This is a genomic window from Candidatus Pelagibacter sp. HIMB1483 (genome assembly GCF_052048135.1).
Taxonomy (GTDB): domain Bacteria; phylum Pseudomonadota; class Alphaproteobacteria; order Pelagibacterales; family Pelagibacteraceae; genus Pelagibacter.
Map to the genome: position 1 here is coordinate 871847 of NZ_JBNAIM010000002.1, position 18948 is coordinate 890794.

At 30.1% G+C, this 18948-nt stretch carries 21 protein-coding genes and 1 tRNA gene; 6 read left to right on the plus strand and 16 right to left on the minus strand.

Going from position 1 to position 18948, the window contains the following annotated elements:
• Positions 1-22: 22 nt before the first annotated feature.
• A complete protein-coding gene (locus ACTTAV_RS05370; RefSeq protein ID WP_440670715.1) occupies positions 23-412 on the plus strand; it encodes a DUF6165 family protein in 390 nt (129 codons plus the stop codon).
• Positions 413-1564 carry a M24 family metallopeptidase gene (locus ACTTAV_RS05375; protein ID WP_440670716.1) on the plus strand — a complete coding sequence of 384 codons (1152 nt, stop codon included), beginning with the start codon at positions 413-415 and terminating at the stop codon, positions 1562-1564.
• On the opposite strand, the gene ACTTAV_RS05380 is transcribed toward ACTTAV_RS05375, so the two are convergent.
• The 8 genes from ACTTAV_RS05380 to ACTTAV_RS05415 all read right to left on the minus strand — a co-directional run bounded on the left by ACTTAV_RS05380 (position 1561) and on the right by ACTTAV_RS05415 (position 8183).
• Positions 1561-2223, minus strand: coding sequence for a formylglycine-generating enzyme family protein (locus tag ACTTAV_RS05380; RefSeq protein ID WP_440670718.1), 663 nt, complete (start codon positions 2221-2223; stop codon positions 1561-1563). The two genes, ACTTAV_RS05375 and ACTTAV_RS05380, sit on opposite strands and share 4 nt — an antisense overlap.
• A 10-nt stretch (positions 2224-2233) precedes the next feature.
• Positions 2234-2908 (minus strand): ABC transporter permease, encoded by a 675-nt coding sequence (locus ACTTAV_RS05385; RefSeq protein ID WP_440670719.1) that lies wholly within the window; start codon positions 2906-2908, stop codon positions 2234-2236.
• On the minus strand, positions 2908-3600 hold the full coding sequence (locus ACTTAV_RS05390) for an ABC transporter permease (protein WP_440670720.1): 693 nt from the start codon (positions 3598-3600) through the stop codon (positions 2908-2910). Before ACTTAV_RS05390 ends, ACTTAV_RS05385 begins: the two co-directional genes overlap by 1 nt.
• A 45-nt stretch (positions 3601-3645) precedes the next feature.
• Entirely contained in the window at positions 3646-4473 is an 828-nt protein-coding gene (locus ACTTAV_RS05395) for a transporter substrate-binding domain-containing protein (protein WP_440670722.1), read from the minus strand.
• Positions 4474-4535: 62 nt separating this feature from the next.
• Positions 4536-5576 (minus strand): adenosylmethionine decarboxylase, encoded by a 1041-nt coding sequence (gene speD / locus ACTTAV_RS05400; protein WP_440670724.1) that lies wholly within the window; start codon positions 5574-5576, stop codon positions 4536-4538.
• Between the two features lie 5 nt (positions 5577-5581).
• The gene (locus ACTTAV_RS05405) at positions 5582-6247 is read right to left on the minus strand and encodes a class II aldolase/adducin family protein (RefSeq protein WP_440670725.1); all 666 of its coding nucleotides are present in this window, start codon (positions 6245-6247) and stop codon (positions 5582-5584) included.
• Complete coding sequence (gene mtnA / locus ACTTAV_RS05410; protein WP_440670727.1) at positions 6244-7314, minus strand: S-methyl-5-thioribose-1-phosphate isomerase; 1071 nt, start codon at positions 7312-7314, stop codon at positions 6244-6246. Before mtnA ends, ACTTAV_RS05405 begins: the two co-directional genes overlap by 4 nt.
• Entirely contained in the window at positions 7311-8183 is an 873-nt protein-coding gene (locus ACTTAV_RS05415; protein ID WP_440670728.1) for an S-methyl-5'-thioadenosine phosphorylase, read from the minus strand. The genes mtnA and ACTTAV_RS05415 overlap by 4 nt, the downstream gene beginning before the upstream one ends.
• A gap of 39 nt (positions 8184-8222) precedes the next feature.
• On the opposite strand from ACTTAV_RS05415, the gene ACTTAV_RS05420 reads away from it, so the two are divergent.
• Together ACTTAV_RS05420 and ACTTAV_RS05425 are read left to right on the plus strand one after the other, a co-directional pair.
• Positions 8223-8750 (plus strand): adenine phosphoribosyltransferase, encoded by a 528-nt coding sequence (locus ACTTAV_RS05420; RefSeq protein ID WP_440670730.1) that lies wholly within the window; start codon positions 8223-8225, stop codon positions 8748-8750.
• A gap of 8 nt (positions 8751-8758) precedes the next feature.
• Positions 8759-9436, plus strand: coding sequence for a class I SAM-dependent methyltransferase (locus ACTTAV_RS05425; protein WP_440670732.1), 678 nt, complete (start codon positions 8759-8761; stop codon positions 9434-9436).
• Here the strand turns inward: ACTTAV_RS05425 and ACTTAV_RS05430 are convergent.
• The 5 genes from ACTTAV_RS05430 to ACTTAV_RS05450 all read right to left on the minus strand — a co-directional run bounded on the left by ACTTAV_RS05430 (position 9433) and on the right by ACTTAV_RS05450 (position 11975).
• Positions 9433-10446 (minus strand): NAD-dependent epimerase/dehydratase family protein, encoded by a 1014-nt coding sequence (locus tag ACTTAV_RS05430; RefSeq protein WP_440670734.1) that lies wholly within the window; start codon positions 10444-10446, stop codon positions 9433-9435. The genes ACTTAV_RS05425 and ACTTAV_RS05430 overlap by 4 nt on opposite strands.
• A 21-nt stretch (positions 10447-10467) precedes the next feature.
• Positions 10468-11310 carry a glycosyltransferase family 2 protein gene (locus ACTTAV_RS05435; RefSeq protein ID WP_440670736.1) on the minus strand — a complete coding sequence of 281 codons (843 nt, stop codon included), beginning with the start codon at positions 11308-11310 and terminating at the stop codon, positions 10468-10470.
• Between the two features lie 16 nt (positions 11311-11326).
• A tRNA-Met gene (locus ACTTAV_RS05440) sits at positions 11327-11403 on the minus strand.
• A 94-nt stretch (positions 11404-11497) separates the two neighbouring features.
• On the minus strand, positions 11498-11704 hold the full coding sequence (locus ACTTAV_RS05445) for a hypothetical protein (RefSeq protein WP_440670738.1): 207 nt from the start codon (positions 11702-11704) through the stop codon (positions 11498-11500).
• A gap of 40 nt (positions 11705-11744) precedes the next feature.
• Complete coding sequence (locus ACTTAV_RS05450; protein WP_440670739.1) at positions 11745-11975, minus strand: hypothetical protein; 231 nt, start codon at positions 11973-11975, stop codon at positions 11745-11747.
• A gap of 112 nt (positions 11976-12087) precedes the next feature.
• On the opposite strand from ACTTAV_RS05450, the gene ACTTAV_RS05455 reads away from it, so the two are divergent.
• A complete protein-coding gene (locus ACTTAV_RS05455) occupies positions 12088-13068 on the plus strand; it encodes a hypothetical protein (RefSeq protein WP_440670741.1) in 981 nt (326 codons plus the stop codon).
• A gap of 46 nt (positions 13069-13114) precedes the next feature.
• A complete protein-coding gene (locus ACTTAV_RS05460; RefSeq protein WP_440670744.1) occupies positions 13115-13966 on the plus strand; it encodes a bile acid:sodium symporter family protein in 852 nt (283 codons plus the stop codon).
• Here the strand turns inward: ACTTAV_RS05460 and ACTTAV_RS05465 are convergent.
• Genes ACTTAV_RS05465 through ACTTAV_RS05475 form a run of 3 tightly spaced genes read right to left on the minus strand, consistent with a single transcriptional unit; the run spans position 13963 to position 18886 of the window.
• On the minus strand, positions 13963-16407 hold the full coding sequence (locus ACTTAV_RS05465) for a GcvT family protein (protein WP_440670746.1): 2445 nt from the start codon (positions 16405-16407) through the stop codon (positions 13963-13965). The two genes, ACTTAV_RS05460 and ACTTAV_RS05465, sit on opposite strands and share 4 nt — an antisense overlap.
• A 4-nt stretch (positions 16408-16411) precedes the next feature.
• Positions 16412-17530 (minus strand): alanine dehydrogenase, encoded by a 1119-nt coding sequence (ald, locus tag ACTTAV_RS05470; RefSeq protein WP_440670748.1) that lies wholly within the window; start codon positions 17528-17530, stop codon positions 16412-16414.
• Positions 17531-17539: 9 nt separating this feature from the next.
• Positions 17540-18886, minus strand: coding sequence for an aspartate aminotransferase family protein (locus tag ACTTAV_RS05475; protein WP_440670750.1), 1347 nt, complete (start codon positions 18884-18886; stop codon positions 17540-17542).
• Between the last annotated feature and the right edge of the window lie 62 nt (positions 18887-18948).

The window sequence follows — 18948 nt, forward strand, 5'->3', positions numbered from 1 at the left end:
AGATAGCACAGTATTAAATTTTATGAATAAAATTATAGTAGAAGTTTCAATTGGAGAACTTTTAGACAAAATTTCAATTTTAGAGATTAAACAAGAAAAAATAAAAGATTCTGAAAAGTTAAAGTTTATCAACAATGAACACTCTATTTTAAAAGATCAGTTAGAAAAGAATGTTAAGTCTGATGACAAACTGAATAATCTTTATCAATCTCTAAAAGAAATAAATGCTAAACTTTGGGTTATTGAAGATGACAAAAGACAATGTGAGAAAGATAAAGATTTTGGGGAAAAATTTATTAAACTTTCAAGAGATGTCCATTTTTTGAATGATGATCGTGCAAAAATTAAATTAGATATAAATAACCATACTGGATCAGCAATCAAAGAAATAAAAGAGTATACTAATTATTAAATGGGACTTCATTTTTCAGAGGAAGAATTTAAATCAAGAAAATCTAAAGTTTTGAGTTCAATGAAAGAACAAAATATAGATGCTCTTTTAATGTTTAGGCAAGAATCTATGTATTGGCTAACAGGATATGACACCTTTGGATATGTTTTTTTCCAAACATTAATCTTAGATAAAAATGGAAACATAATACTCCTTACTAGAGCTCCTGATCTAAGGCAGGCTCAAAATACATCTAATATAGGAGATATTAGAATTTGGGTTGATAAAGATGGTTCAAACCCAACTGATGATCTTAAAATTATTTTGGATGAGCTTGATCTAAAAGGAAAAAAATTAGGTGTTGAATATGAAGCTTACGGTTTAACTGGACGTAATGCTTTAAGACTTAACAAATCTTTAGAAAATTATTCTAGTGTAGAAGATAAATCAGACTTAATAACAAAATTAAGAGTAGTTAAATCCAAAGAAGAAATTGTTTATGTAAAAAAAGCTGCTGAGCTTGCTGATAAAGCTTTAGATGAAGTGTGGAAACATGCGAAAGCTGGTGTAAGTGAATCTAAAATATTAGCAGAAATGAATAGAGTTATATTTGAAGGTGGCGGTGATTATCCTGCGAATGAATTTATTATTGGTTCAGGAAAAAATGCTCTTCTTTGCCGTTATCAAGCAGAAAAACAGATTTTGAACAAGCAAGATCAATTAACTGTAGAATGGGCTGGAACTTACAGACATTATCATTCGGCAATGTTTAGAACTATTCCTATTGGTAAAGCAGATTCTAAACATCATAAAATGCATGAGGCTTGCGTTGAAGCATTAAAGAATTGTGAAAAAAAATTAATACCAGGAAATAAAATTGGAGAAGTTTTTGATACTCATGCAAAAACTTTTGATGATCTTGGTTTTAATAAAGCAAGAATGAATGCGTGTGGTTATTCTTTAGGAACTACCTTTTCTCCAAATTGGATGGATTGGCCAATGTTATATACAGGAAATCCATACATTATAGAACCTGGTAATGTATTCTTTATGCACATGATATTAATGGACTCTGATAATGGTTTAGCAATGAATTTAGGTGAAACTTATTTAGTGACTGATAATAGCAACGAAAGACTTGGTAAAAAAAAGTTAGATTTAGTTGTACTTTAATTATCGTACACGCACCTAAAGCCTACATAGATAGCATAAAAATTTGAGGGTTTGTATTGTGCTCCTGAAACTTTTGTCTTAGAAGATCCATACCACCATGATCCTCCTGCAGTTAATGAATTGTCACCCTTAATATCATCTATCCATTCCCAAACATTGCCACCCATCGCAACTAAACCATTAATACCGGGTTTTAATTTTGTAACATCTTCATGTTTGTTTATAGCAAGCAAATCTTGAGTGTTCATATCTTTTGGATTATCACCACTTGGATATTCATATTTTTTACCATTTACAAAATAGGCTGCTTTTTTCCATTCTTCAAATATTGGTAATCTTCCATTATGGTATTTACAGAATTTTTCAGCTTCAAAAAAACTTACATGTGTAGCAGGTTCAAATATACTTTTTGGTTTTTTACCATAAGGAGTTTTGTAGTTCCAATTTTTTCTTTTCTCCCATCCTGCTCCCCATTCATAACCTCCTCCGGTCCTTTCAGCTTCAGTTATAAGATTAATATTGTTAGCAAATTCCTCAAATTCTTTGATTGTAATTTCATATTTGTTTATTGAAAAATTATCTATTTGAATTTTTGTATTTTCAAATGAGAGACTAATATTAGGAAACAAAAACAGTACAAATAAAATGAATTTTTTCATTAAGGCTTAATTAGTTGAAACTGTATTTTTTTTCTAAAAACTTAATCACATTATGAATAATAAAAGTCATAAATAAATATATTCCACCTGCAACAATAAATACCTCGATTGGTTTGAAAGTTGTAGAAATTATATATTTTGCAACACCAGTTAAGTCCATAATAGTGACCGTACTTGCGAGAGAAGTGCCTTTCATCATTAAAATAATTTCATTACCGTAAGCTGGAAGTGATTGTCTGATAGCAATTGGAATTTGAATTTTATAAAAAATAATTTTGCTTGATATACCTAAGCTTTGCCCAGCTTCAATTATTCCAGGTTTGATTGTCTGAAAAGCTGATCTTAATATTTCCGAAGTATAGGCACCAGTATTTAAAGCAAAAGCAATAATTGCACACCAGTAAGGTTCTTTTAAAATCACCCAAAGAAACGTTGATCTTAAATATTCAATTTGACCTAGACCAAAATAGATAATGAATATCTGTACTAGAAGTGGAGTGCCTCTAAACACATATGAATATCCATAAGCAAATTTATTAATAAAAACATTTTTATTTAATCTTAAAATTGCAAATAAAAGACCAATGAATAATCCTACAATTAAAGACATAGATAAAAGTTTTAAAGTTATAAGAGCAGCATTTAATAACTTTGGAAAACTATTCATCATCAATTCAAAATCCATTAATACCCCCTGCTATACTTAACTTCTAATTTGTTTATTAATTTCATACTTAAGAAAGTCAGCAACAGATATAAAACTGCTGCAAAAGAATAAAAGAATAATGGATCTCTCGTAGAGCCAGCTGCGATATAAGATTGTCTCATTATCTCAACTAAACCTGTAACTGAAATTAGAGATGTATCTTTAAGTGTAATTTGCCAAACATTGCTCAAATTAGGAATTGCAAGTCTCAACATTTGGGGAAGAATAATTTTGTAAAATTGTTTAAATTTACTAAAACCTAAAACTTTTGCAGCCTCAAATTGTCCCTTATCAATTGACTGAATTGCTCCTCTAAAAACTTCTGTAGAATAAGCCCCAGAAATAATACCAATTGCAAATGAACCAGTAAGAAATGCATTAATCTCTATATATTCATTATAACCAAACATTGAAGCAACAAACATAATCGCTCCACTTCCTCCAAAAAAGAAAAGGTAAATTACTAAAAGTTCTGGCACACCTCTTATAACAGTTGTGTAAATATTAGCGACTAAGTTTAAAGATTTATATTTAGATAATTTTAATGGAGTAAAAATTGCAGCAAAACTAAAACCAATTATCATTGCTGTAATTGATACAGCTATTGTCATTAGGGTTGCACGAAATAACTCATCACCCCAACCAGTATCTCCAAATGTTAGAAGTTCCATACAGACTGGCGACTATACATGATAGTCGCCAAATCTAAAATTGAATTACATAGAAGCGTCGAAACCGAACCATTTAGTAGCAATTCTACTAATGTCTCCGTTCTTTCTCGCTTTATCAATTGCTTTGTTAAATGCTTTTAAAAGTTCAGTGTCGTCTTTTCTAATACCAACTCCTACACCATTTCCAAATGCACCACCTGAAAAAGTTGGTCCAGTTAAAACAACTGGCTTACCAGATTTTTCTGCGTAGTCACTAAAAGCTACCGCAGCTGCTAATGCAGCATCACATCTTCCAGATGCCAAATCTAAGTTTACTTCGTCTTGTGTTTTATAAGTTCTTACATTTACTTTCCCTACATCACCAGAATCTAAAAAGTTTTGGTGAATAGTTGCAGTTTGAACACAAACAGTTTTACCAGCTAATGCTGCAGTAAGTGTTTTAAGAGCTTTTTTTGCATCAGCATTAGGTTTTGTAAGATTAATTCCAGCCGGAGTATCTAGACCCTCTAGACTTGAACCTTTCATAACAGCTAATGAAGCAACTTCATCTGCATAACCCTGAGAAAAGCTAATTGCTTTTTGTCTTTCAGCAGTAATCGACATTCCTGCCATTATTGCATCGAATTTTCTCATAATTAACGCGGGAATCATTCCATCCCAATCTTGCTCAACTATTACACACTGTTGTCCAATGTATCTGCAAAGCGTATAAGCTAATTCAACTTCAAATCCAATTAACTTACCAGACTCATCTTTTGAGTTCCATGGAGGATAAGCGCCTTCTGTTCCGATTCTTATTTTATCAGCATTAACATTTCCTATAATTAATAAAGAAAGCAAAACTGAAAAAATAGTTTTTTTAAATATATTCATTATTCTCTCCTTTAATTTTATGAACAAGTATTTCACAAATTAAAGAATTTAAAAAGAAAAAATTAGTGATTAATTGAAGAAGAAAAATTCCAAGAACAATCAAAACTAGGTATATAAACTCTAGATAAATTGGTATTTCCAAAGTGATGATGAAAAACATTCATCCAATTTTCAACTTGAAGAGGTTTTTTGTCTTGACTTCCGACTTGAGCTGTAATCACCCCTTTAGGTTTTAAAATTCTTACAAGTGAATCCATATTTTTAGCGGCAAGATCTATGCAAAATTGATCGTCATTTAAATCAACAAATATATGGTCATAAGTATCATCATTAACTGATTTAATACTTTCAAAAGCATCTCCCCATACACATTTCACCGAGTTTTTTTCTGTAGCTTTTTTTCCTATATCTCCTAAATGTTTATTGCAAACTTCAACTACCTCAGGATCAAGTTCATACCAATCAATAAAATTAAATTTTTTAGAAATACATTCTCTAGCTACACCACCATCCCCACCTCCAATGATTGCAGCTCTTTCATTATTTTGGTTTAATTTTAAACCTGCCCCAACAAAAGTTGAGCTATATAAATGCTCGTCAGATGCAGCAACTTGAATTTCACCATCAATAAATAACGATTTTCCAAATTGTTCCAGTTCCAATATTTCAATATGTTGACCTACTTTAGATTTAAAATCTTCCAAAACATCATTTACAACATATGATTTTTGTAAGCCTGGTGAGCTGTAAATATCATGATAAAGCGATCTAGTGTCTCTATTAAATTCTTTTTTTACTATTCTCTTATGTTTAAATTCTTTTTTAATTATATCTATCGCGATTGATGGACTTATTTTTCCACACGTGAAAAAATCAAAACTAATAATTTCTTTTTCAGGAAATGTATGAAAGCTAATATGACTTTCTGCTAACAAAGCCAATATCGTAAAGCCTTGTGGTTCAAATTTATATTTGGATATATTAAGTATTGTTACTTTTGCAGCTTTTGCAATTTCATTTATGACTCTTTCATAAACAGAGGAATCGTACTCTTTATCTGTACCGATAATATCTAAAGTGATGTGCTCCCCAACTTTTATCATAAAAATTATCCACTTTTATAATTTTTAACTTTTTCCAAGATTTTTTTCATTTCTGCATGAGAAAGAATCTTGGGCTCTCCCATCTTTAAAGCAATAATATATTGTTGGCAAATATTTTCTACCTCTTGTGCAAGTTCAAAAGCTTTAGATAAATTTTCTCCAAATGCAACCTGACCGTGGTTTGACATCAAACATGCTTTTCTATCTTTAAGAGCTTTGATTATATTCATTGAAAGTTCGTGCGTACCAAAGGTTGCATATTCAGAACATCTAATATCTTCACCACCTGCTAGGGCTATCATGTAATGAAATGGTGGAATTGATTTACCATGAGTTGAAACTGCAGAAGCGTGCGGAGAATGGGCGTGAACTATAGCTTTCGCTTCCCATTTATTTTTGTAAATATCTTGATGAAATCTCCACTCTGATGAAGGATTTTTTCCAGAATTAAACCATGATAAAAAGTCTTTTTCCTCAGTTAGAGATAAAAAAACTATATCTTCTGGTTTTAATGATTCGTATTTTTTTCCTGATGGAGTGATAAAAAAACCTTCAATACCGTCCTCCGTTCCTCTTACTGAAATATTTCCAGATCTTAAAGGAGATAAATTTGTTGTATTAAGTTTAATCGAATACTCGATTACATCTTCTCTTTCTTTTAAATTTTTCATTTGAATAATTTTTTTAATCCTTCTGTTGATGCCTCACAAATACCTTTTTCTGTAATTAAAGCTGTAACATATTTTGCAGGTGTTACATCAAATGCTAAATTCATAGCTTTACTTTTTCTTGGATATATTTGTATTTTTTTTATCTCACCTTTTTCATCCAAACCTTCAATATGTGATAATTCTTCTGAATTTCTCTCTTCAATTGGAATATCTTTTTGATCTTTTATATTCCAATCAATTGTAGAACTAGGTAATGCTACGTAAAAAGGAACATTGTTGTCGAAAGCAGCCAATGCTTTTAAATAAGTTCCGACTTTATTACACACATCTCCATTTGCTAAAGTTCTGTCTGTTCCAACAATACACATATCAACCTCACCTCTTTGCATTAAAATTCCACCAGTGTTATCAGCGATGATTGTGTTCTTAATTCCTTCCTCATTTAACTCATATGAAGTTAAGTTTGCTCCTTGATTTCTTGGTCTTGTTTCATCGGCCCAGACATGAACTGGAATTCCTTTTTTATGTGCGTGATAAATTGGTGATGTTGCAGTGCCCCAATTTATTGTTGCGAGCCAACCAGCATTACAATGAGTTAAAATATTTACTGTATCTTTTTTTTTATTATATATTTCTTCAATAATTTTAAGACCATTTAAGCCAATATTTTCACAAAATTTAATATCCTCTTCACAAATTTCTTTTGCTTCGATCAAAGCTATATTAAAAATTTTATCACTATTAACGCCTGAAAGTTTACTCATCATTCTCTCAACAGCCCACTTAAGATTTATAGCTGTTGGTCTTGAACTAATTAATTCATCTGCACACTTTTTTAAAAATGACTGATCATTTTTTTCAATAATTGCTAAAACTAATCCATAAGCTGCCGTAGCTCCAATTAAAGGTGCGCCTCTTACTTCCATAACTTTTATTGCATTTATTGCATCTTTAACCGTTTTTAGATCTTTAATAATAAATTTATGTGGAAGTTTTGTTTGATCAATAATTTTAACAACATTATTTTCAAACCATATAGTACGGTATTCTTTACCTTCAATTCTCATTTATTTAAAACTCTGCCAGCAATTGTTTTGAGTTTATCTATAGTTTTTTGTGTTCTTTTTTCTGGAGCAGTAATTATTGCAACATCTAAACAATTATTTGTTGGATCGTCAGGATCAATGTAGTTTTCAAAGTTTTCTATTAAATTTTTAATCATATTTTTTGCTTTGGCTGCATTTCCTAAAAGAACTCTTATTACTTGTTGCACATCAACATTTTCATGATCTGGATGCCAACAATCATAATCTGTTACCATAGAAACCGATGCGTATCTAATTTCTGCTTCTCTTGCTAATTTTGCTTCAGGCATATTTGTCATTCCGATGACATCAGCTTTCCAAGATCTATATAAATTTGACTCTGCTAAAGTTGAAAATTGTGGTCCTTCCATAACTACATAGGTTCCACCTTTTTGATAATCTATCTTTTCCTTTTTAATTGCCTCCTCACATGCATTCATAAGTCCAGTTGAAGTAGGATGTGCCATTGAAACATGGGCAACTATTTCATCATCAAAAAACGTTTTATTTCTTGCAAAAGTTCTGTCTATAAATTGATCAACAATAACAAATTTACCTGGTGGTAAATTTTCCTTCAAAGATCCTACGGCAGAAACAGATACAATATCTGTAACGCCTAATTGTTTTAGTGCATCTATATTTGCTCTAAAATTTATATTCGTTGGAGAAATAAAGTGACCCCTTCCATGTCTTGGTAAAAAATAAACTTCTTTATTTTTGTAATTAGTCTTTAAAATATGATCTGATGGTTTTCCCCAAGGAGTAGTAATTTCTAATAGTTCTCTCTCTTTAAGTTCTTCAACATCATATAAACCACTTCCACCTATGATTGCTAATTTATTTTTTGACATATATAAGTATTTAAAAATTTATTATATAACTCAACAATAATGAATCTTAAAGAATTTATTAGATCAATACCTGATTATCCAAAAAAGGGGATTTTGTTTAGAGATATTACAACTCTAATTAAAGACTCAAGCGCATTTAATGAAACTATTGATCAAATAGTAGAGAGATCAAAAAAAATAGAATTTAATAAAATTGCAGCAGTTGAATCTAGAGGTTTTGTATTTGCTGCGGCAGTTTCCTATATACTAAAAAAACCTTTTGTTATGCTTAGAAAGAAAAACAAATTACCAGCTGAAGTTCATTCAGTTGATTTTGAATTGGAGTATGGAACTGCAACAATTGAGGTTCATAAAGACTCGATAAATGAAAATGACTCGGTACTGATTATTGATGATTTAATCGCAACTGGAGGTACAGCTGAAGCAGCTGCAAAACTTGTTGAAATTTCAAATGGTAAAGTTGCTGCTTTCATTTTTGTTATTAATTTATTTGATTTAAATGGTACAGAAAATTTAATTAAAAAAGGCTATAAAGTTGAAAACTTAATTGATTTTCCTGGACATTAAATTTTAAAATGGAAAAATTAAATAAATTTACCAAAATATTTAAAAAAATTTATTATGAAACTTTTATTGAAAATTTTAAAGGTAAATTGCAATTAAATTTTCCTTCCAACTATTATCGATGGGATTTGGTCAAATATTTGATTGATAAGTATAAGTATTCTGACTACTTAGAAATAGGATGTGACCAAGATCAATTATTTTCAAAAGTTCAAATTCAGAATAAGACAGGTGTTGATCCTGTAAGTGGAGGCAATGTTAGAAAAACTAGCGATGATTTTTTTAAGGATAATAATAGAAAATTTGACATTGTTTTTATTGATGGCTTACATACTTATGAACAGGTTAAAAAAGATATATTAAATTCAGTTAACTGTTTAAATAATAATGGAATTATCTTGGTGCACGACTGTATGCCAGATAACTTAAGTAAACAAGCTGTTCCAAGATATAGAATGCTTTGGAATGGAGATGTTTGGAAAGCAATTGTAGATTTAAGACAAGATGAAAATTTAGAAATTTTTACTTGTGAAATGGATCAAGGTATCGGTGTTATTCAAAAGAAAAAAAACTCATCAGTTTTAGAAATTGATAAACCTATCAATCAATTAAAGTTCGAAGATTATTTTAATAATTACAAGGAATATTTAAGAGTAATATCTGTAGATAATCTAAAAAAAAAAATTTAGATTTCTTTGTTTTTCCATGTTGTTGGTGTTAATTCGTTATCTATCTCGATAGATAATCTATAATTAAAATCTTGTGTTCCCCTTTTTTTAATATAATCATAAGTTTTCTTTATCCCCTCTTCTAAGCTAATTTTTGTCTTATAATTTAGCAATTTTCTGGCTTTATCTGCTGAACAAGTTGCATGTTTTACCTCTCTTGGTCTATCTTCTTTGTGAATAGCCTCAAGATTTGAGCCAGTAATATTTGAACAAATTTCGACAACTTTATTAACGGTAACAAACTCTTCATCAGGCCCAATGTTTATAATTTGTTTATTAAGATTTTTTTGATCTAGCATTGGTATCATGCATGACAAACAGTCATCTATATAAGAAAAACATCTTTTTTGTTCCCCATCTCCATAAACAATTGGTGCTTTTCCTTGCATCATTCTATTAATAAAAATTGAAACTACATTTCTATATGGGTCACTATAAATTTGCCTAGGACCTATAATGTTATGTGGGACAGCTATTACCCATTCTACATTATTTAGTTCGCAGAGATTAATTAAAACATCTTCAGCCGCAACTTTTGAAATACCATATGGATCAACAGGTTTAGGTTTCATTTCTTCAGTGAAGGGAGTTTGCTGATCACCATATCGTGCCATTGAAGAACAAAATATTATTCTTTTTACTTTTTCGTTAATTGCAGCAGAAAAAATTGATACTGAAGCTAAATAATTATTTCTTGTAATTTCGTAAGGAGAAAAAACTGATAATCCTTCATGAGCAGTTGCTGCACAATGATAAACTACATCAATATTTTTCATAATCTTTTTTATTTTGGCGAAATCACAACAATCAACATTATAAAATTCTACTTTATCTAGTACATTGTCCTTATATCCACCAATCATATTATCTATTCCAACAATAGAATGTCCTTGTTCAATTAATTTTTCTGATAAATGTGAGCCTAAAAAACCTGCAACACCTGTTATTAAAATTCGATATTTTTTTGACATTATAAATTCAATATTATCAATTTAAACTTTAGGTCTATACCATGATTTTTTTAATAAAACAGAGTTAATAATTCCTAAAATTCTGTGTTTATAAATATCACTTTTAAACTTATTAAAAATCACCATATAAATAACAAATTTTAGAGTTGATGAAATTAACTTTGGTAAAATTCTAATAAAAGCTTGAATGTACCCAAAATGTTTCTTATGATAATAAAATGTTGACCACATCCAATGCCAATTTCTAGAAAGTTCCATCGGTTTATTGATTTGGATATCATGTGAGGCACCTCCTAAATGACTTACTTCTATTGATGGATCGATATATATTTTAATATTTTGATTTCTCAATCTTTTACATAGATCAATTTCTTCAAAATAGAGAAAAAAATTCTCATCAAAAAAATTTACTTTTTTCAAATTTTTCATATTTAAAAACATTGCAAAACCTTTTACATTTTCAACTTCTTTAATACTGCTGTCGTTGTCTATATTAAAATTTTTATATTTTTCACTTTTAGATAAAGGAGCAATTATTCCAAAATTTTCTACCTTTTTTATTGCTAAAAAAAATTTATCTAAAGTATCTTTTTTCAAGATTACATCAGGGTTAATTATCAAAGCATAATTTGTATCTACTTTAGATAAACCCAAATTATTTCCCGCTCCATAACCCAAGTTTTCTTTAGATAAAATACAATCAACATTGTTATATTTTGATGAAATTTCTTTTTTTAACAATTGATCGTTTGAATTTTCAATAACGACAACTTTAATACTTTCACCTATGGAGTTTAAACAATTAAATATTTTTTCTTTACTATGAAAGGATGTTATTATTGCTGTAATATCTTGACTTTTCATATCAAATAAGAATATGTGGTAGCGGGAAGTGGGATCGAACCACTGACCTCGGGCTTATGAGTCCCGCGCTCTAACCAACTGAGCTACCCCGCCTTATTTGAGAAGATTTATAATAGTTTAATATTTTGATTCAATATTTATTAATTAAGCAATAAGTGTTAATTTTAGGTAAATTTTGTAAATTTTCTTAAAAGATCATCAATCCAAATAAAATTAAACCTGTAGATGCTGCTGCTGAAAAATATAATTTTTTTCTGCTTTCACTTTTTTTATTTAGTTCAATTCTATTTAGTAAAACGTTAATATCACTGCTTTTAGTTTGAGTCTTTACTTGATCTTTTTCTAAGTATCTGGAAATTATTTTGTTTTTGATGTTAGTTTCCGCATTTCTCATAATTCAATTAAAGCACGAATTTATATCTTTTGCAAATTTCTTACAGAGATAGGTAAACTCCAAGAACACCCAAACCCAAAATCAGAGATGAGAGTATGAAAACATTTTTTTTGAATTCTTTACTTTCGGACTCCTGAAGTTTGGATTTTAAAACGTTAATGTCCACTCTACCTGATGTAATTTTTTTAGATTTTAAAGGCTTTTCAGTGTTGCTTTCATCATTTGGGGTCTCGATGATAGCATCAGTATCTGTAAAGCCCTTATTATTCATATCAAAAGTTAACCATGATTAACCAGTTGGCTCAATTTAAGACCAGTTCAAAGTGGGTCAGTATTAAATTGACAACTGTCCAGATTGGGTTTTTACTACCCTTTTTTAAATTATGAGCTTACAACAAATAGACTTATCAAAAACCCTTTCGGACGAACAAGTCTATAATTGTTTAATGGAAAATTACGCTGGATTAGGAAAAGATTGGATTTCTCATCAATGGAATTGGATCAATAGTGTTTATTGGGCTTTCAATGATCATTACAAATATATGATCGTTATATCTTTAGTTGAAAAAACTATGCAATTTTACAATCAAATGAATATTCAATATTCTTATGATGAATATTATTCAAAATCATATCTTCAAATTGAAAAATTTAGCATTACTGAACTTTGTGAAAAATTAAAATTACCAAAAGAAACGGTAAGAAGAAAAGTTTTAGAACTTGAGAAAGATGGAGTTATTAGTCGAAGTAAAAAAAAAATTATTATAGATAGAAAAGCTTTTGGTTTTATAAAACCTCAAAATCAAATTAAGTTTACCTCAAAATATATTCATTTAGTTTCACAAGAGTTGAATAAAAATAAGATTTATTCAAAAAAACTTGATCCAAAACAAATTGAAAATGTAATTAAAAAAAATTTTACATTATGTTGGGATTGGTTTTACCGAATGCAAATTCCATTAATTATTGGTTATAATTATATTTTTGATGATTTAACTACATTCCATATTTGGGGAACACTTACTATGAACCAAGCTTTCAATTTTAAAAAAAATTTTGATAGTGAAAATATTCATACTCTTCAACCAAGTTATATGACTTTTAATGAAATTACTTTAGGTAAAATTGGTTCATCTACAGGTATCAGTGCAATGTCAATTTCAGATATGACTAATATTCCAAGAGCAACGGTAATTAGAAAATGTAAATATTTAATTAAACATGATCTAATTAAGACAAATGAAAAAAAACAATATGTTTTAACAAAATTAAATCATGAAAAAATTGTTCCATACCAGAAAGAATCATTTAAACAAAAAGCCAAGTTTATTCGTAAAGTTTTGAATCTCCTTGTATTTTCATAAATCTATATTAAATTAAGTTTCAAATAATATTTTCAGAGAGAGGTCTATGGGAATAGTGACAACAATTGCACCATTTGCACTAGCATTAATAATGTTGGGTTTGGGTGCATCTTTAACAGTTAATGACTTTGCAAGAGTTGTAAAAAAACCAAAAGAATTTTTAGTTGGATTAGTTTGTCAATTAATTGTTCTTCCAATTGTTGGATACTTACTAATTATAATTTTAAAAACACCCATTGAACTTGCTTTGGGAGTTATGTTAATTGCTGCAGCTCCTGGCGGAGTAACCTCAAATGTTTTAACTAAGTTTGCTGATGGTGATGTTGCACTTTCAATATCACTAACTGCTGTTACAAGTTTGATAAGTATTATTTCTGTTCCCTTTGTAGTTTTTTTATCAATTGATTTATTTGATATTGATTACGTGAGAAAAGAAATTTCAATGATTGGGATTTCACTAAAAATGTTTGGTGTAGTAACTGTTCCTGTAATAATTGGAATGTTAATAAGAAGATTTGCTGATGATTTTATAATGAGAAATATGAATATAATTGAAAAATCATCTATTGTATTATTTATAATTGTTTTTGTAGCTATCTATATTGAAGAGTGGGATAGCATTATCATGTTCCTAAAAACTGCTGGTACTATTGCACTAACATTAAATGTAGTAATGATGATTATAGGTTTTTATGTTGCTAAAATTTTTGCAACAGGTGTTGCGCAACAAAGATGCATATCTCTTGAGTGTGGTTTGCAAAACGGAACTTTAGCTGTTTTTGTGGGAATTCAATTATTTGGTCAAGATATGACTTATATGGTGCCTACTGCAGCATATGCTTTAATCATGATGACAACATCAGTTCTTTTTGTAATTTTCTTAAGAAAAAGAACTTAATTATTTTTAAAATTTGTTTGTTTTAAAGGTTTGTTGATTATCTGAATTTTATACTTCTTTTTTTCTACCTCAATAAATAGATCTTTATTTTGAAGTTCTTCATTAGAAAAATCATTATTGATGTATCCAAAAGTTAAGTTTTTCTTAAAATTAAACGAATAATTTCCAGAGGTAGATCTTCCTATAATTTTATCATCTAAATAAATTGGCTCATCATGAAGCAATAAAGGTTCGCCTGGCTTACTATCTTTTAAAATAAACATGGCAAATCTACTTTTAATTTTCTCTTTTTTAATCTTCTCTAATGCTTGTTTGCCAATGAAATCTACCTCTTTCTTATTGCTAATTGTAAATGATAAACCTGCTTGATATTGGTTTTCTTCAGGTGAAATATCATGTCCCCAATGTAAAAAACCACTTTCCATACGCATAATATCCATCGCATGCATACCACAATTTGAAAGATTAAAATCTTTGCCTTTTTCAATCAGTAATTCATATATTTTTTTAGCATCATCAAATTTTACATATAATTCAAAACCTAATTCACCCACATATGACAATCTCTGAGCCCATATTTTAATTCCTTCAATAGTTATATTTTTTGCTGTGCCAAACTTAAAATTATCATTGTCAAAATTATCTCTAGAAATAGATTTGATTAGATCTCTACTTTTTGGACCAAATAACCCAAATACACAATAATCATCTGTTACATCATTTAATTCTATGCCTTTTGAAAGGTGTTTATTTATATGAAATTTATCCCTTTCTCTTGTTGCTGCAGAACTAATTATTCTAAAGTGATCTTTATCAATGCAAACAACTGTTAAATCAGTCTCTATCCCACCATCGCTATTTAACATATGAGTATATGTACATTTGCCAATCTCATTTTTGATATTAGCAGTACAAATTCTTTGTAATTCTTGATGGGCTTTTTCAGATTTAATCTCAAACTTTGAAAATGGCGTTAAGTCAAATAAACCAACATTTTTAATGGTATTATTAGTCTCATATTCAGCTGATGGATACCAGTTTTGATAATTATAACTGTATTCATATTCAGATTTTTCACCATCTAGTGCAAACCACATGGGTCTTTCATAACCAGCTGAAACACCAAAACATGCGCCAAAGCTTTTTAAATTATCATGATAAGGAAGTGTCTTTATATTTCTTGAAGTTTTGTGTTGTTTAAACGGCCAATGCATTCCATACAAATCTCCTAGGGTTTCTGTAATTCTTTTTTTAATAAAGCCTAAATCTGAATGAAATTTTTGAAATCTTTTAATATCATAACTGAATATGTCTTGATTAATATGACCTGTCATTAACCATTCAGCTGTAACTTTTCCAACACCTCCTCCACTTCCAATTCCAATACTGTTTAAACCACAGCATACAAAGAAATTTTTAATCTCTGGCACCTCACCTAATAAAGTATTAGTGTCAGGTGTAAAAGATTCTGGTCCTGCAAAAAATTTTCTTATTCCTGCTTTTTCTAAGACTGGAAACCTTTTAATTGCAGATGCAAGATAAGGTTCAAAATGTTCAAAATTTTCAGGAAATTCTCCAAAAGAAAAATCTTCTGGTACTAAACTTGTTTTATCAAATGCTGGAATAGATTTTCCCTCAAAAATACCTACTAAAATTTTACCAGCATCTTCTTTAATATAAGTGCTGTTATCAAAATCTCTTATAACCGGTAATGTTTTAGATAAATTTTCTATAGGCTCAGTAATAATATAAAAATGTTCTGCTGGATAAAGTGGAATACTTACGCCAACTTTATCTCCAATTTGTCTAGACCACATTCCTGAAGCTAAAACAATATATTCACAATCAATTTTTTGCCCATTAACTTTTACTCCTGAAATTTTTCCGTCTTTAGTTAAAATTTCTTCTACTGGTGATTTTTCAAAAATTTGTGCACCTTCCATTCTTGCACCTTTAGCAAGCATATGAGTAACACCTGAAGGATCAGCTGCTCCATCGCCTGGCATTAAAATTCCACCAATGACTTCATCTGTATTAATTATTGGATAATCTTTTTTGATTTGATTTTTATCTAAAATTCTTACATCAACATCATAAAGTTGTGCAGTGGTTGCTTGTCTTTGAAGTTCTTGCCATCTTCCTTTATTTTGTGCGATTGAAAGAGCACCGTTTAATCTTAAACCTGCAGAGTGATCAACTTCCTTTTCAAGTTTTTTATATAAATCTAAAGTATATTTTCTAATTTTTGTTATTGCTGCTGTTGGACCTAATTGACTCACAAGTCCTGCTGCATGCCACGTTGTTCCTGAAGTTAACTGATCTCTTTCTAAAAGAATTGTATCTTTCCAACCAAATTTTGCTAAATGATAAGCAACAGAACAACCTACTACCCCACCTCCTATAACAACAACTTTTGTGCTATTTGGAAGTTTCTTTTCCATTTAATTAATTTTTGATTGCATCTCCTGGGTTAACATATTCATGTCCAAAAACATCTGCAACAGCTTTATAAGTCACATGGCCTTTATGAACATTGAGTCCTGCTAAAAAGTTTTTATCTTCCCCTAAAGCTTTTTGATAACCTTTATTTGCAAGTTTTACTAAAAAAGGCAACGTCGCTTTATTTAAAGCTAATGTAGAAGTTCTTGGAACTCCACCAGGCATATTTGCTACACAGTAATGTACAACGTCATCTACTATATATGTTGGATCACCATGAGTAGTTGGTTTGCTTGTTTCAACGCATCCTCCTTGATCAATTGCAACATCAACAATTACCGATCCTCTTTTCATTAATTTTAACATATCTTTAGTTATTAGTTTTGGCGCTTCTGCACCCGGTATTAAAACTCCACCAACTAATAAATCTGCCTCAGCAGCTAATTTATTTAAATCTATTTTATCACTCTGTTCTGGGATAATTTTATCACCAAACATCTCAACTAATTGTTTTAATCTTGCTTCAGATTTATCTACAATATGAACTTTAGCTTGCATTCCCGTTGCAATAACTGCAGCATTTTCTCCTACAACTCCACCACCTAAAATTACCACTGTTCCACCAGTAACACCTGGTGCACCACCTAATAAAAGACCTCTGCCCTTTTGATTTTTTTCTAAACAGTGTGCTCCTGCTTGAACAGACATACGGCCTGCAACAGCACTCATTGGTGCAAGCAAAGGAAGTCTACCATTATCATCGGTGACTGTTTCATAGGCAATGTTAATACTTTTTGATTTGATTAATCCCTCTGTAAGTTCTTTTGCAGCAGCTAAATGAAGATAAGTATAAACAATTTGATTTTCTCTAATCATGTCTACTTCAACTTTTTGAGGCTCTTTAACTTTAACAATTATTTCCGCATCATTGAAAATGTCAGAAGCTTTATTGACAATTTTTGCTCCAGCATTTGTATATTGATCATTTTCAAAACCAGCTTCAAAACCACCGTTGTTTTCAACTAAAACTTCATGACCTTCAGAAATAAGTGTCTTTACACTTTCTGGTGTTAAACCAATTCGATTCTCTTGAGGTTTTATTTCCTTTGGTACGCCAATAATCATTATTGAAACTTAGTTCTTTTTACTTTTTGCGTAGTTAGTTATTCCTGTTCGAAGTTTTTCAATAATTTCATCTATATGTTTTTTCTCACAAATAAACATTGGTGCAATTATTAAACAATCACCTGTAGCTTTAAAATTAACGCCAGCTTCATAGCAATGTTTAAAACAAGTAAATCCAGCCACACCTGGTTTTTTATCCATCTTAATATCAATTCCACCCATCATTCCATAACCTCGGATATTATCAACCACATCAATATCTTTTAAAGACATCAATCCCTTTTGGAAATATGGCGCTAAATCTTTTGCTCTGTTGAAAATATCATCTTTTTCGAAAATATCTTGAACAGCTAAACCTGCAGCAACTGAAATAGGAATTCCTGAATAAGTGTAACCATGGAATAGTTCTATTGTTCCTTTTGGTGCTCCATCCATTACAGCATCATAAATTTCTTCCTTACACGCAACAACACCTAAAGGACTAATTCCATTTGTTGTAGCTTTTGCCATCGTCATTAAATCTGGAGTTACTCCATATTCTTGTGAAGCAAAAGGTGAACCTGTTCTTCCCCATCCAGTAATAACTTCATCAAAGATTAAAAGTATTCCATGTTTGTCACAAATTTCTCTTAATTTTTGTAAATATCCTTTTGGTGGAACTAAAGTTCCAGTTGATCCAGCTATAGGCTCAACAATACATGCAGCAATATTTTCTGCACCAAAATTTGTACAAATTCTCTCTAAATCATCTGCAAGTTCCACACCTGTTTCAGGTTGACCACTAACAAACTTATGCTCAGGTAAATGAGTATGTCTCATGTGAACTACACCCGGCATTAAAACACTTGCAAACGTTTTAACATTATTAACCATACCGCCTACTGAAGTAGCTCCAATATTCATTCCATGATAACCACGTTCTCTTCCTACAAATCTAAATCTTTGGCTGTCTCCTCTTGCTCTATGATATGCAATCGAAATTTTAATTGCTGTTTCAACAGCAGTTGACCCACAAATAGTATAAAAAATTCTATTTAAGTTTCCCGGTGTATGTTTTGATATTCTTGTAGCTAATTCGAACGACCCACCATATCCTTGTTGGAAAGGTTGACAATAATCTAAAGTTTTCAATTGATTACTAATAGCTTCTATTATTTCCTGTCGACCATGTCCTAACGGATTACAGAATAATCCTGAGCTTGCATCAATTTGTGTTTGACCTTGGTGATTTTTTAAATAGACGCCTTTTGCCTCTACTATTAATCTTGGATTTTCTTTAAAGTCTTTATTGGATGTAAATGGCATCCAATGTTCATTTAATGAATTTGGTACTGAAGTTCTTTTTTCTGAGCTCATGTTTTTTAATTTTTAAATAATTTAAGATTTAAGAATCTTTAGACTAATTAAGACCATTAAAC

Coding starts and splice junctions, on each gene's coding strand:
- ACTTAV_RS05435 (WP_440670736.1), bottom strand. CDS start 11,310: ATGAAAAGTCAAGATATTACAGCAATAATAACATCCTTTCATAGTAAA.
- ald (WP_440670748.1), bottom strand. CDS start 17,530: ATGATTATTGGCGTACCAAAGGAAATAAAACCTCAAGAGAATCGAATT.
- ACTTAV_RS05430 (WP_440670734.1), bottom strand. CDS start 10,446: ATGTCAAAAAAATATCGAATTTTAATAACAGGTGTTGCAGGTTTTTTA.
- ACTTAV_RS05445 (WP_440670738.1), bottom strand. CDS start 11,704: ATGAGAAATGCGGAAACTAACATCAAAAACAAAATAATTTCCAGATAC.
- ACTTAV_RS05425 (WP_440670732.1), top strand. CDS start 8,759: ATGGAAAAATTAAATAAATTTACCAAAATATTTAAAAAAATTTATTAT.
- ACTTAV_RS05455 (WP_440670741.1), top strand. CDS start 12,088: ATGAGCTTACAACAAATAGACTTATCAAAAACCCTTTCGGACGAACAA.
- ACTTAV_RS05390 (WP_440670720.1), bottom strand. CDS start 3,600: ATGGAACTTCTAACATTTGGAGATACTGGTTGGGGTGATGAGTTATTT.
- ACTTAV_RS05450 (WP_440670739.1), bottom strand. CDS start 11,975: ATGAATAATAAGGGCTTTACAGATACTGATGCTATCATCGAGACCCCA.
- ACTTAV_RS05405 (WP_440670725.1), bottom strand. CDS start 6,247: ATGAAAAATTTAAAAGAAAGAGAAGATGTAATCGAGTATTCGATTAAA.
- ACTTAV_RS05475 (WP_440670750.1), bottom strand. CDS start 18,886: ATGAGCTCAGAAAAAAGAACTTCAGTACCAAATTCATTAAATGAACAT.
- ACTTAV_RS05465 (WP_440670746.1), bottom strand. CDS start 16,407: ATGGAAAAGAAACTTCCAAATAGCACAAAAGTTGTTGTTATAGGAGGT.
- speD (WP_440670724.1), bottom strand. CDS start 5,576: ATGATAAAAGTTGGGGAGCACATCACTTTAGATATTATCGGTACAGAT.
- ACTTAV_RS05460 (WP_440670744.1), top strand. CDS start 13,115: ATGGGAATAGTGACAACAATTGCACCATTTGCACTAGCATTAATAATG.
- ACTTAV_RS05385 (WP_440670719.1), bottom strand. CDS start 2,908: ATGGATTTTGAATTGATGATGAATAGTTTTCCAAAGTTATTAAATGCT.
- ACTTAV_RS05375 (WP_440670716.1), top strand. CDS start 413: ATGGGACTTCATTTTTCAGAGGAAGAATTTAAATCAAGAAAATCTAAA.
- ACTTAV_RS05395 (WP_440670722.1), bottom strand. CDS start 4,473: ATGAATATATTTAAAAAAACTATTTTTTCAGTTTTGCTTTCTTTATTA.
- mtnA (WP_440670727.1), bottom strand. CDS start 7,314: ATGAGAATTGAAGGTAAAGAATACCGTACTATATGGTTTGAAAATAAT.
- ACTTAV_RS05415 (WP_440670728.1), bottom strand. CDS start 8,183: ATGTCAAAAAATAAATTAGCAATCATAGGTGGAAGTGGTTTATATGAT.
- ACTTAV_RS05420 (WP_440670730.1), top strand. CDS start 8,223: ATGAATCTTAAAGAATTTATTAGATCAATACCTGATTATCCAAAAAAG.
- ACTTAV_RS05370 (WP_440670715.1), top strand. CDS start 23: ATGAATAAAATTATAGTAGAAGTTTCAATTGGAGAACTTTTAGACAAA.
- ACTTAV_RS05380 (WP_440670718.1), bottom strand. CDS start 2,223: ATGAAAAAATTCATTTTATTTGTACTGTTTTTGTTTCCTAATATTAGT.